Origin of the sequence: Arthrobacter sp. 8AJ, from assembly GCF_902506025.1 — a bacterium.
Classification (GTDB): domain Bacteria; phylum Actinomycetota; class Actinomycetes; order Actinomycetales; family Micrococcaceae; genus Arthrobacter.
Window position 1 is genome coordinate 1,287,244 of record NZ_LR733289.1, and the last position, 12,291, is coordinate 1,299,534.

General features: G+C 65.4%; 13 protein-coding genes and 1 tRNA gene. 11 read left to right on the forward strand and 3 right to left on the reverse strand.

Annotated elements, in window-relative coordinates:
• Positions 1–132 precede the first annotated feature (132 nt).
• Both BACI349Y_RS05990 and BACI349Y_RS05995 read left to right on the forward strand, forming a co-directional pair.
• Positions 133–1,470: an ATP-binding protein gene (locus tag BACI349Y_RS05990; protein ID WP_159631348.1), complete on the forward strand. Its 1,338-nt coding sequence runs from the start codon at positions 133–135 to the stop codon at positions 1,468–1,470.
• Positions 1,467–2,156 carry a LuxR C-terminal-related transcriptional regulator gene (locus tag BACI349Y_RS05995; protein ID WP_201302396.1) on the forward strand — a complete coding sequence of 230 codons (690 nt, stop codon included), beginning with the start codon at positions 1,467–1,469 and terminating at the stop codon, positions 2,154–2,156. The genes BACI349Y_RS05990 and BACI349Y_RS05995 overlap by 4 nt, the downstream gene beginning before the upstream one ends.
• Before the next feature lie 122 nt (positions 2,157–2,278).
• Here the strand turns inward: BACI349Y_RS05995 and BACI349Y_RS06000 are convergent, their stop codons facing one another.
• Positions 2,279–3,496: a pyridoxal phosphate-dependent aminotransferase gene (locus BACI349Y_RS06000; protein WP_159631349.1), complete on the reverse strand. Its 1,218-nt coding sequence runs from the start codon at positions 3,494–3,496 to the stop codon at positions 2,279–2,281.
• 278 nt (positions 3,497–3,774) lie between these two features.
• Here BACI349Y_RS06000 and BACI349Y_RS06005 point away from each other — a divergent pair.
• The 9 genes from BACI349Y_RS06005 to rplL all read left to right on the forward strand — a co-directional run bounded on the left by BACI349Y_RS06005 (position 3,775) and on the right by rplL (position 10,322).
• Positions 3,775–3,847, forward strand: a tRNA-Trp gene (locus tag BACI349Y_RS06005).
• An 82-nt stretch (positions 3,848–3,929) separates the two neighbouring features.
• Positions 3,930–4,214, forward strand: a complete 285-nt coding sequence (secE, locus tag BACI349Y_RS06010; protein ID WP_159631350.1) for a preprotein translocase subunit SecE — start codon at positions 3,930–3,932, stop codon at positions 4,212–4,214.
• 114 nt (positions 4,215–4,328) lie between these two features.
• Complete coding sequence (gene nusG, locus BACI349Y_RS06015) at positions 4,329–5,153, forward strand: transcription termination/antitermination protein NusG (protein ID WP_159631351.1); 825 nt, start codon at positions 4,329–4,331, stop codon at positions 5,151–5,153.
• Positions 5,154–5,281: 128 nt separating this feature from the next.
• The gene (rplK, locus tag BACI349Y_RS06020) at positions 5,282–5,713 is read left to right on the forward strand and encodes a 50S ribosomal protein L11 (RefSeq protein WP_018760472.1); all 432 of its coding nucleotides are present in this window, start codon (positions 5,282–5,284) and stop codon (positions 5,711–5,713) included.
• Between the two features lie 178 nt (positions 5,714–5,891).
• On the forward strand, positions 5,892–6,599 hold the full coding sequence (gene rplA / locus BACI349Y_RS06025; protein WP_159631352.1) for a 50S ribosomal protein L1: 708 nt from the start codon (positions 5,892–5,894) through the stop codon (positions 6,597–6,599).
• 124 nt (positions 6,600–6,723) lie between these two features.
• Positions 6,724–7,863 carry a GNAT family N-acetyltransferase gene (locus tag BACI349Y_RS06030; RefSeq protein ID WP_159631353.1) on the forward strand — a complete coding sequence of 380 codons (1,140 nt, stop codon included), beginning with the start codon at positions 6,724–6,726 and terminating at the stop codon, positions 7,861–7,863.
• A 7-nt stretch (positions 7,864–7,870) separates the two neighbouring features.
• The gene (locus BACI349Y_RS06035; protein WP_159631354.1) at positions 7,871–8,989 is read left to right on the forward strand and encodes a GNAT family N-acetyltransferase; all 1,119 of its coding nucleotides are present in this window, start codon (positions 7,871–7,873) and stop codon (positions 8,987–8,989) included.
• 296 nt (positions 8,990–9,285) lie between these two features.
• Positions 9,286–9,867 carry a 50S ribosomal protein L10 gene (gene rplJ, locus BACI349Y_RS06040; protein WP_141942696.1) on the forward strand — a complete coding sequence of 194 codons (582 nt, stop codon included), beginning with the start codon at positions 9,286–9,288 and terminating at the stop codon, positions 9,865–9,867.
• Positions 9,868–9,944: 77 nt separating this feature from the next.
• Positions 9,945–10,322 carry a 50S ribosomal protein L7/L12 gene (rplL, locus tag BACI349Y_RS06045; RefSeq protein ID WP_018760467.1) on the forward strand — a complete coding sequence of 126 codons (378 nt, stop codon included), beginning with the start codon at positions 9,945–9,947 and terminating at the stop codon, positions 10,320–10,322.
• 73 nt (positions 10,323–10,395) lie between these two features.
• On the opposite strand, the gene BACI349Y_RS06050 is transcribed toward rplL, so the two are convergent.
• On the reverse strand, positions 10,396–10,893 hold the full coding sequence (locus tag BACI349Y_RS06050; RefSeq protein WP_159631355.1) for an aminoacyl-tRNA deacylase: 498 nt from the start codon (positions 10,891–10,893) through the stop codon (positions 10,396–10,398).
• On the reverse strand, positions 10,893–12,092 hold the full coding sequence (locus tag BACI349Y_RS06055) for an acetyl-CoA C-acetyltransferase (protein ID WP_159631356.1): 1,200 nt from the start codon (positions 12,090–12,092) through the stop codon (positions 10,893–10,895). The genes BACI349Y_RS06050 and BACI349Y_RS06055 overlap by 1 nt, the downstream gene beginning before the upstream one ends.
• Positions 12,093–12,291 lie beyond the last annotated feature (199 nt).

Sequence of the window (12,291 nt, forward strand, 5' to 3'; positions counted from 1 at the left end):
GGTTCATACCTCGATCCTCCCGTCCAGGCCGGTTGGCGCTCTACTGGGGGAAACCCTGAACCGTCCCTGAGCTGTCCCCGGGAAGCGGCCGAATGCGGTCCGGGCAACCCTGATCCGTGTTTGGATTGACCCATGACAACCCTTCCGGCGCGGCCGCCCCTGGCACGGAGCAGCGACCGTGTGATCGCGGGGGTGTGCTCCGGCCTTGCCGCGCACCTGGGCTGGCCGGTGAAGAACGTCCGCCTGGGCATGGTCCTGGCGTCCTTTGCTGGAGGGGCGGGCCTGGTCTTCTATGCCTGGCTCTGGGTCATGGTGCCCACTGCGGACGAGGCCGCCCGCCGCAACGCCCGCCGCCCGGCGTCGCCCATTGCCCCCGCGGTGAGCCAGCCCGGCCCAGGAAGAGCGGCCGACGCCGGAACCCCGGCAAGTGCCGCTGGTCCCGTCCCGGAGGACCGGGGCGGGGCTCCGGTTCCCCCCTGGTTCCGCGCGCGCGGAATGCGGTACGGCAAGGAAATCCTGCTGGGCTGCGGGCTCCTGCTCGTCGCCGGCATCATGATTGCCCAGCTGCTGGGCGTGGACGTGTCCCTGGGAACGCTGATCCCGGCTGCCGCGGTGCTGGGCGGTGCTTCGATCGCGTGGATGCAGCTGGACGAGACCCGGCGTGCAGGCCTGGTGGACAAGACCAAGGCGGACCAGGCCGGCGGCTGGGGCCGGCTAGCCGCCGGTCTGGCGCTGGTGGTGGCCGGGGTTCTGGTGATGGTGTCCGGCTCGGGTTCCTGGGAACAGACCTGGCTCGCCTTGCTCGCTTCGGTGGCCGTCCTGGGCGGCGTGGTGCTGGTCCTGCTGCCCTGGGCCCTGAAGTTCTGGCGTGACCTGGAAGCGGAGCGCGCGGGCCGGATCCGGGAAACGGAACGTGCCGAGATCGCCGCCCACCTCCATGATTCGGTGCTGCAGACCCTCGCCTTGATCCAGCGGCGGGCGGGCAACGAGCACGACGTCGTCCGCCTGGCCCGTGCCCAGGAACGCGAGTTGCGGGGCTGGCTGTTCCAGGATCCAGGCCGCGAAAGCGGCCAGCTCTCGGACCGGATCAAGGCTGTTGCCGGCGAGGTCGAGGACCTGCTCGGCAATGCCGTGGAAGTGGTCACCGTTGGTGACGCCGTCATGACCGAGGCGCACGAGGCCCTGGTCCAGGCCAGCCGGGAGGCCATGCTCAACGCCTCACGGCACGGTGGCGGGACGGTCTCGGTCTACCTTGAAGCGTCTGACGGGCAGGCCGAGATCTTCATCAAGGACAGGGGACCGGGCTTTGAGCTGGGGGACGTGCCCGCGGACCGGCTCGGTATCCGGGAATCAATCATCGGCCGGATGAAACGGCACGGCGGCTCGGCTGCCATCCTCAGCACCGGCGACGGCACCGAGGTCCGCCTCCGGCTGCCTGCCGCAGCAGAACACGCGGAAGGAAAATCATGAACACAACCCAGGGAACAGGTGCCGGAAGTACCCGGCCGGCCAACTCCGCACGGGTGGTCATCGTGGACGACCATGCCATCTTCCGGTCCGGCCTGAAAGCGGACCTCGACCCCAGCATCCAGGTGGTGGGGGAGGCTGCCACCGTGGAGCAGGCCATCGCCGTGATTGCCCAGCAGCGGCCCGACGTCGTCCTCCTGGATGTCCACCTCCCCGGCGGACTGGGCGGCGGCGGCCGGGAAGTCATCGCCGGCTCCGCCGCGCTCCTGTCCAGCACCCGGTTCCTGGCCCTGAGTGTGTCCGACGCCGCGGAGGATGTGGTCGCAGTAATCCGTGCCGGCGCCCGCGGCTATGTCACCAAGACCATCTCCGGCGCCGAGATCACCGACGCCGTGTTCCGGGTTGCCGGCGGCGATGCGGTCTTCTCGCCCCGGCTTGCCGGTTTTGTCCTGGACGCCTTCGGCACTGCCCCCGCGGACATCGCCGACGACGAACTCGACAAGCTCTCAGCCCGTGAGCTTGAGGTCATGCGGCTCATCGCCCGGGGCTACAGCTACAAGGAAGTGGCCAAGGAACTCTTCATCAGCATCAAGACCGTGGAGACCCATGTCTCGGCGGTGCTGCGGAAGCTCCAGCTCTCCAGCCGCCACGAACTCACCAAGTGGGCCGCGGAGCGCCGCCTCCTCTAAACGCCCCATCACCTCCCGCCCCTATATCTCCAACGCCCCATCACCTTTCGGGCCTTAAACCAGAACGCCCCATCACTTGGTGATGGGGCGTTCTGGTTTTTCCGGCGAAAGGTGATGGGGCGTTACTGGGCCTTGCCCAGGATGTCCTGCAGCCGCTGGACGCCTGTGGCGAGGTCGTCGTCGCCCAGGGCGTAGGAGAGGCGCAGGAAGCCGGAGGGGCCGAACGCCTCGCCCGGAACCACTGCCACCTCAACCTCGTCGAGGATCAGCGAGGCCAGCTCCGCGGAGGTCTGCGGCGTGGCGGTGCCGGACGCGGTGGGGAATTCCTTACCCAGCAGCGCACGGACGTCGGCGTATACGTAAAAGGCGCCCTTCGGCGTCGGGCATTCCACGCCGTCAATCGCATTCAGCCCCGCGACGATGGCCTTGCGGCGGCGGTCGAACGCCACCTTCATCTCATCGACGGCGGTCAGGGGGCCGGACACGGCGGCGAGGGCGGCGATCTGCATGATGTTGGACACGTTGGACGTGGCGTGCGACTGGAGGTTGGTGGCGGCCTTGATGACGTCTACCGGGCCGATCATCCAGCCCACCCGCCAGCCGGTCATGGCGTACGTCTTGGCAACGCCGTTGAGGATGACCACCTTGTCGCCCAGTTCCGGGGCAGCGGTGGCGATGGACGTGAACGGGACGCCGTCGTAGGTCAGGTGCTCATAGATTTCGTCCGTGACCACCCACAGGCCCTTGGCCGCGGCCCACTTGCCGATCTCCGCCACCTGCTCGGGGGAGTACACAGCACCCGTGGGGTTCGACGGCGAGACGAACAGCAGGATCTTGGTCCGGTCCGTCACGGCCGCTTCGAGCTGTTCAACAGTTACCAGGTAGTCCTGTTCGGGCCCGGCGAAGACCTCCACGGGCACGCCGCCTGCCAGCCGGATGGCCTCCGGGTAGGTGGTCCAGAACGGGGCGGGCACAAGGACCTCGTCGCCCGGATCCACCAGGGTGGCGAAGGTGTTGTAGACGGCCTGCTTGCCGCCGTTGGTGACCAGCACCTGTGAGGGATCCACGGTGTAGCCGGAGTCGCGCAGCGTCTTCTCCGCAATTGCCTTCTTCAGCTCGGGCAGGCCGCCGGCAGGGGAGTAGCGGTGGAACCTGGGCTGGCCGGCAGCCTCGATGGCCGCCTGGACGATGTAGTCCGGGGTGGGGAAATCGGGTTCGCCCGCACCGAAACCAATAACCGGCCGGCCAGCTGCCTTCAGCGCCTTGGCCTTGGCGTCAACGGCCAGGGTTGCGGATTCGGCAATAGCGGAAATGCGTTGGGAAACGCGGGCGGAAGACATTGGCAGGTCCGTTCTTCGCTTGCAGCCCGGAGGCTGGAATGTGGGATTCGACGAGTTCTACTCTATGCTGTTCACCGGACCCTCCGGGGTGCCGGTTTTGATTTATGACTGCCCCGCGCAGCACGTTTCAGGCCGGACTGCGGATGGGCCGGAACGGGCTGGTTTTACCTACGCGAAGTTCTTGCGTAGACTGGTTCACCGGTGTTGAAACACAGATGATGGCGTGCGCCCCAGTCCAAACTGGTGTTGGGCCATCAAAGAAGTGCAATTCACTCCATAGGGTAGTGGCGCAATTGGTAGCGCAGCGGTCTCCAAAACCGCAGGTTGCAGGTTCGAGTCCTGTCTGCCCTGCGCAAGCTGCTCCGGGCGAAAGCCCGGAGCAGGCGCAGCAACCATGGTCCTGATCAGGGCCGGGTAATCCACCATTGCAAAGATGAGCGAGGACCAGGTGACCGAAACAGCTGCCAGCAGCTCCAAGGGCCGCCCAGCTAAGAAGGAAGCCAAGGCAAACTTCTTCGCCCGCATTGCACTCTTTGTCCGCCAGATCATCGGCGAACTGAAGAAGGTTGTTGCCCCCACCCGCAAGGAACTGATCAACTACACGCTCGTGGTGCTGGTGTTCGTGACCATCATGATGGTCATCGTCAGCCTGCTGGACATTGGTTTCGGAACCGCTGTCAGCTGGATCTTTGGCGGCACCGGCTCCAAGGACAGCTAAGGCTGCACGGTCCGCAGGCCGCGTGTTTCGCCCGGGTAACCGGAAGGAAGCGCCGGCGTGCGGAATTGAGCCATTTAAATAGGCATGTTAGGCAATGAGGAAGCAGGAGACCAAGTGTCTGAGCAGGAGCTCGAGGTAACCGAGACTGGGCTGGAAGAATCCCCGGACGTCACGGCAGAAGCCGGTGAAGAGTCCGAGGTTGAGTCCTCCACGCCCGAATCCGACGACGCAGCCTCCGACGCAGCAGTTGTTGACGCCGACGAAGCCGACGCTTCCGAAGCCGAGGGTGAAGACGAGCCCGCAGACGCCCTTGCCGCCGCTGCAGCCACCGCAGCCGCTGACCCGGCCGAGGAGTTCAAGGCCAAGCTGCGCCGCCAGGAGGGTGACTGGTACGTCATCCACTCCTACGCCGGTTACGAGAACCGCGTGAAGGCGAACCTTGAAACCCGCATCCAGACCCTGGACATGGAAGATTACATCTTCGAAATCCAGGTGCCCATGGAAGAAGTCGTGGAGATCAAGAACGCCCAGCGCAAGGTGATCAACCGCGTCCGCATCCCCGGCTACGTCCTGGTCCGCATGGACCTGACGGATGCCTCCTGGGGCGCCGTCCGCCACACCCCCGGTGTCACCGGCTTCGTAGGCAACGCCCACAACCCGGTCCCGCTGCGCCTGGACGAGGTCTTCTCCATGCTCGCTCCCGTGTTCGAGGAAGAGCAGGCCGAGAAGGGCAAGCCGGTCAACAAGCAGAACCAGGTTCCCGTGGCCGTCGACTTCGAGGTCGGCGAGTCCGTCATCGTCAAGGAAGGTCCGTTCGAGACCCTCCCCGCCACGATCTCGGAGATCAAGCCCGAGTCCCAGACCCTCGTGGTGCTGGTCTCCATCTTCGAGCGCGAAACGCCGGTCACCCTGGCGTTCAACCAGGTCACCAAGATCTGAGAATCCTAGAATTCGTCCCGGTGCCGCCCGCTTAGTGGCGCCGGAACGGCCGGCCGCCTTGCCATGGCGGCCAAAAACCTGAGGCACGCTCCTGTGCCCCAGGACGTTATTGAGAGAAGGACCCTACATTGGCTCCCAAGAAGAAGGTCACCGGCCTCATCAAGCTGCAGATCCAGGCAGGTGCCGCCAACCCGGCCCCGCCGATCGGTCCTGCGCTTGGCCAGCACGGTGTCAACATCATGGAATTCTGCAAGGCGTACAACGCTGCGACGGAAGCCCAGCGCGGAAACGTCATCCCCGTGGAAATCACGGTCTACGAGGACCGTTCCTTCACGTTCATCACCAAGACCCCGCCGGCTGCAGAGCTCATCAAGAAGGCTGCAGGCGTTGCCAAGGGTTCATCCACCCCGCACACCGTCAAGGTTGCCAAGCTGACCCAGGCCCAGGTCAACGAGATCGCCTCCACCAAGATGGAAGACCTCAACGCCACCAGCCTCGAAGGCGCAGCGAAGATCATCGCCGGCACCGCCCGCTCCATGGGCATCACCGTCGAGGGCTAACATCCCTGACCGCTGTCCAGCGTCGTGGTAATTGACGACACGGGCGGTACCGCCGGGACACCGGCACCAAAAAAATTGAAATGTTGGCCATCCGGGCCGGATAACGAACCGGATCGCCGACTGTGGCAGGGCCCAGCGCGGTCCGCAGACCACAACTGCACAAGGAGAAATAAGCAGCATGGCAAAGCGCAGCAAAGCATATGAGGCAGCAGCCGCCAAGATCGACGCGGAGAAGCACTACGCACCGTTCGAGGCAGTAACGCTGGCCAAGGACACCAACCCGTCCAAGTTCGACGCCACCGTTGAGGTCGCATTCCGCCTCGGCGTCGACCCCCGCAAGGCTGACCAGATGGTCCGCGGCACCGTCAACCTGCCCCACGGCACCGGTAAGACCGCCCGCGTCCTGGTTTTCGCAACGGGTGACAAGGCTGAGGCCGCAATCGCAGCCGGCGCCGACTTCGTTGGTTCCGACGACCTGATCGAAAAGATCGCCGGCGGCTGGACCGACTTCGACGCCGCCGTTGCCACCCCTGACCTCATGGGCAAGGTTGGCCGCCTCGGTAAGGTCCTGGGCCCGCGTAACCTGATGCCGAACCCGAAGACGGGCACCGTGACCCCCGACGTCACCAAGGCCGTCAACGACATCAAGGGTGGAAAGATCGACTTCCGCGTCGACAAGCACTCCAACCTGCACTTCATCATCGGCAAGGTTTCCTTCGACGCCATCAAGCTGGCCGAGAACTACGCAGCAGCACTGGAAGAGGTTCTTCGCCTCAAGCCGTCCGCCGCGAAGGGCCGCTACATCCAGAAGGCCACCGTTGCCACCACGTTCGGCCCCGGCATCTCCGTGGACCCCAACGTCACCAAGGTGCTCACCGAGGCATAGTCCCTCACTGAAGTTCCTGCTCCCGGAATGATTCCGGAGCAACCGAAGACCGTTCCGGCGCTCACGTGCCGGGGCGGTCTTCTTTTTTGCGTCCATACCGGCGGGCAGTGCCTAAGCTGGCGGCATGGACCAGCCCAAGCGAACCCAGCCCGCGTCGTCGCCGCCGTCCGCTGCCCTGGCGATTGCCGCCGTCGTCATTCCTCCGCGCGGCCAGGACCGCCCCGGCACTGCGCCGTCCGCGGACCTCCTGGCCTGCCAGGCCATGAAGGAGGCAGAGGCGCTGGCTGTCTGGGGGAGCCTGGAGCGCTGCCTTACCCCAGCCGAAGCGCTGGAGTTCTGGCGCGGCAACGAGTACGAGGAACGGCACCTGTTCCTGGCCCGGGCCGGCGGGGAACCGGTCGGAATGTGCTCGGTGACGCTGCCCCTGCGCGAGAACCTGGCCACTGCAGGCATCGACGTCCTGGTCATTCCTGCCCGGCGCCGCAGGGGACTGGGACGCGCCCTGCTGGAGCATGCCGAAACCGTGGCGCGGGCACGCGGCAGGTCATCCTTGGACTCCTTCCATGAGGTGCCGCTGGACGCTGTACGGCGTGATTCGCCCATGGTCGCCGCGAGATCCGGGGCCGGCCAACTGCCGGGGGATGACCCTGCAACCGCCTTTGCCCTGTCCGCCGGGTATGCGCTTGAGCAGGTGGAGCGTTCCAGCCGGCTCATGTTGCCCGTACCGGATACCCGGCTGGCACGCCTGGAGGCTGACGCCCTGGCCCGCAGCGGCGATTACATCCTGACGGCCTGGGACGGCCACTGCCCGGACACGCTTGTTGCCGGCTATACCGGGTTGCGGGCGCGGATGAGCACGGACGCCCCCACAGCCGGAATGGACTGGGAGCGGGAGGACTGGGACGTACGCCGCGTGCGGGACGATGAACAGGCCCTGGTCCGCAGCGGTGTGCAGACCTCCGTGGCCGCGGCGGTGTACCGCCCCACCGGTGAACTGGTTGCCTACTCCGTACTGGCCTGGCGCCCGCAGGTCCCGGAGTCGTTGCTCCAGCAGGACACCCTTGTCGCGGCGGGGCACCGCGGCCACCGCCTGGGGATGCTGATCAAGGCGGCAAACCTGCGGCATGCACAGGAAAAATGGCCCCCGGCGCGCTCGGTCCTGACGTGGAATGCCAGCGAAAACCAGCATATGCTGGCGATAAATACCGCCCTTGGATTCAGGCCCGCCGGCTATGAAGGTGAGTGGCAGAAACGGCTGGGATGATGCCCGCATGGCAATAGACGTGAAGATCGAGCAGCTGTACATACCCGACTCATTGGACACCCCGGACGCGGCGGACTTCCTCGCCGCCGTGGAGGTGGGCCGCAAGGTCCGGATGCAGACGTGGGGCAGCGACGATCTTGCGTACGGTCCGCAGGAAAAGTTGCTTGAGTTCGCGGACCCGTACGAGCGCCAGCTGATCCTCGTTGCCAAGGTGGACGGCGCCATTGTAGGCACGGTTGATATCGCGCTGCCCCTGACCGACCACCTGGACCTGGCCGAGCTCACCCTGGACATCCTGCCCGAGTTCCAGCGGCAGGGGGTGGGGCGCCGCCTGCTTGAGGCTGCCGAACAGCTGGCCAGGGGTGAAGGCCGCACCATGATCCTGGTGGATACGAACCATCCGGGCGCGTCACTGCACGAGTTTGAACGGGCCCAGCTGGTGCCCGGCTCCGGACAGGGGTTTGTGCCCCTGGAGAGCCGCGAAGTGGAGTTCGCGCAGAAGACCGGATACACGCTGCAGCACATCGAGCAGTTCAGCTCCTGTCTCCTGCCCCTGGACACCAAGCTCGTGGCCGACCTACAAGCTGAAGCCGAGGAAGCCAACAACGGCAGGTACCGGCTGCACCACTGGACGGACCGCTGCCCGGACCGCTGGCTGGAGGCCGTGGCCGCGCTCGAAAACCAGGCCGGCGCCGACGTCGACCCGTCCTTGGATGCGCCGATTGAACAGGACATGGTGTTCGACGGCGGCATCCTGCGTGAGGCGGAGGACGTCGCCATCGCGCAGGGCAGGAGAACGGTGGTCACCGCCGTCGAGCACATCGCCACCGGGGCGCTGGTGGGCCTGACCACCATCACGGTCCTGGCGCACCGGGCTGACGTGGTGTTCCAGGACGACACCCTGGTCCTGCAGGAACACCGGGGCAACAAGCTCGGGCTGCTGATCAAGGTGGCCAACATGGAGCGGCTCAGCGAGCAGTTCCCGGACGCACGCATCATTTACACCTGGAATGCGCCGGAGAACCGGTACCTGCTGACGGTCAACAAGCAGCTGGGATTCCAGACGGCCGGCGTGACGGGTATCTGGCAGAAGGAGCTCCCCACGCTGCGCACCAGCACCAGCTGAGCGCCGATTTGGCGGACCGGCAATGCCTCGCGTAAGCTGGGAGTACCAAAGACCGTCGGTTGTTGGAAATCCACTCTCCTGAACATGGCTCAACTCTGCAGTTGTGCGCTGGGGACCACAGTGGCTTTCCGGACGAAGGACCCTCAACGCAGGGCGGCCGGCGCAGGTGAACGAAGCAAAGCTCCACGGGATAAACGTGTTGAGCCAAGCCCCGTGCATCTGCGCGGGGCGTTTTTAGTTTTAGCTCTCTTGAGCGGGGACCGTCGAATACCGGCACTATCCCCGGAAGGAGGGTTATGGCAACGCCTACCAAGGTTTCAGCAGTAGCTGAGATCACTAACGATTTCAAGGAATCGAACGCCGCTGTCCTGACCGAATACCGCGGGCTCACCGTTGCACAGCTCAAGCAGCTGCGTGTTTCTCTCGGCCAGGACACCAAGTTCGCGGTCGTCAAGAACACCCTGACCGCCATTGCAGCCAAGGAAGCCGGCGTCGAAGCATTCGACGGCCAGCTTGCCGGCCCCACTGCAATCGCGTTCATCAAGGGTGACGCAGTTGCCGCTGCCAAGAGCCTGACGGATTTTGCCAAGGCCAACAAGCAGCTGGTCATCAAGACCGGTTACTTCGAGGGCAAGGCGCTGGACGCCACCGAGGTCGCCGCACTGGCTGCCCTCGAGTCCCGCGAGCTGCAGCTCGCCAAGGTTGCAGGCGTCCTCAAGGCACCTGCCGCCGCAGCTGCACGCATCATCGACGCACTGCGCCTCAAGCTTGAAGAAGAGAACGGTGCACCGGCAGCTGCCGAAGCGCCTGCCGCTGAAGAAGCCCCTGCCGCTGAAGCTGAAGCTCCCGCTGAAGCTCCTGCTGCCGAAGAGAACTAATTCTCTTTACCCCACCAGACTCCGGTGTTATCCCGGCCTAACGCCGGCGGGACACCACAACAGGAAGGACGCCTACCATGGCGAAGCTCAGCAACGAAGAGCTCATTGAAGCTTTCAAGGAACTGACCATCATCGAGCTCTCCGAGTTCGTCAAGCTCTTCGAAGAGACCTTCGAAGTTACCGCCGCTGCTGTTGCAGTTGCCGGCCCCGCCGGTGGCGGAGCTGCTGAAGAGGTTGAAGAGAAGACCGACTTCGACGTCATCCTCGAATCTGCCGGTGACAAGAAGATCGCAGTCATCAAGGAAGTTCGCGCCATCACCTCCCTCGGCCTCAAGGAAGCCAAGGACCTGGTTGACAGCGCCCCCAAGGCTGTTCTCGAAGGCGCCAACAAGGAAGCTGCCGAGAAGGCCAAGGAGCAGCTCGAGGCTGCAGGCGCCACCGTTACCCTCAAGTAACAACGCCTTTTCCTTCGGAAACCCCGTCCACTTCGGTGGGCGGGGTTTCCTGCTTTAACAAAGGCTTTCCGTTTCAGGACGGTTCGCTGATGTCCGCCACCACGGCGCCCAGGGCTGCGGTCAACTCATCGGCATCCACGAACGCGCTGTAGCCGAGTGCCCCGGCGCCCATGGAGATGCGCCGCCCGGTGATCGTGGCGTCGGCATAGACGGGCCAGGCGGTGGTGCTGCCCAGCGGGGTGATGGTGCCCCGCTCGTAGCCGGTTGCCTCCAGTGCAGTTCCTGCGGGCGGCAGCGACAGCTTGTTCACGCCCACCAGGGCACGGAGCTTGGGCCACGAAATCTGCCGGTCGCCCGGGATGAGCGCGAAGAGGAACGTCCCGTCCTTGTGCTTCACCACCAGGGATTTGACGATGTCCGCCGGTGTGATTCCCATGATGTCCGCAGCCTCTTCGAGGCTCTTCGCTGCGGGCCGTTCCACCACGTCAACTGCCAGGCCGCGGGCAGCGGCGTCGGCCAGGAACCGTTCCCGCCCGACGCCGTCCGCTCCGTTTCCGGATGAGCCCGCCATCAGTCGCGGTACAGCAGGAGGGCCTCGCCCTGCCCGCCCCCGCCGCAGAGGGACACTGCAGCCTTGCCGGTCCCGCGCCGCTTCAGCTCATGGGCGGCGTGGGCGGCCAGCCGGGCACCCGAGGCGCCGATCGGATGACCCAGGGCAATGGCGCCGCCGTGGAGGTTGCACTTCTCCAGCGGGTAGTCCAGGTCCTTGAGGGACTGCACGGCCACCGAGCCGAAGGCTTCGTTGATCTCGATGAAGTCAAGGTCGGCGGTGCTCCACCCTGCTTTCCCCAGGGCGTTCATGATGGCGTTGGACGGCTGGGAATGCAGGGAGTTGTCAGGCCCGGCCACCTGTCCCGGCTTCCCGACCACCGCCAGGTATTCGAGCCCGTGCTCCTCTGCGTAGCCGCGGGATGCGATCACCAGGGCGGCGGCGCCGTCGGACAGGGGAGAGGAGTTGCCTGCGGTGATGGTGCCGTCAGTGACGAATGCAGCGCGCAGGCCGGCCAGTGATTCGATCGAGGTATTGGGGCGGACCCCTTCATCGGTGTCCACCACCAGGGGCTCGCCCTTGCGCTGCTTGACGCTGATAGGTGCGATCTCGCCGTCGAACGTTCCGTTTTTCGCCGCAAGCGCCGCGCGCTGGTGCGATTGGGCGGCGACGTTGTCCTGGGAGGTGCGGTCGATACCCAGCGAGAGGTTCCGCGTCTCGGTGGACAGGCCCATCGACTCCCCGTCAAAGGCATCGGTCAGCCCGTCGTGGGCGGCAGCGTCCAGCGCCTGGATGGAGCCGTAGGTCCACCCCTGCCGCGATCCCGGAAGCAGGTGCGGTGCCCGGCTCATCGACTCCTGGCCGCCGGCCACCACCACGGCAGCCTCGCCCGCGCGGATCATCCGGGCGGCGTCAATCACCGCGGTCAGCCCGGAAAGGCACACCTTGTTGACGGTCACGGCAGGCACATTCCACCCGATGCCGGCGCCGATGGCGCTTTGCCGCGCAGGGTTCTGCCCGGCGCCTGCCTGCAGGACCTGGCCCATGATGACAGCCTCCACATCCGCGGCATCGACGCCACTGGAGGCCAGTGCGGCCTTGATGGAGTGCGCACCGAGATCCACTGCCGTGAGGCTGGACAGTTGGCCGTTGATCCGGCCCTGCGGAGTCCGTGCGGCCCCGAGGATGACAACGTCATTGCTGTGGGGAGTGTTGTCCATGGTTACCACTTTCAGTCCGGTTTCGGTCTAAGCCACCAAGGCTATCGTGAGCCTGGTCACCCAACTATTCAAACGCCGGGAGCGCCACGTGCATTCCTGCGCGGCATCGTGCCGCCGGGCTTTGCAGCCCCGGACGGCAGGGGAGAGGTACCCATCCACTGTGTTGTGCACGACGGCGGCCGCTTGCGTAGGGTGGACG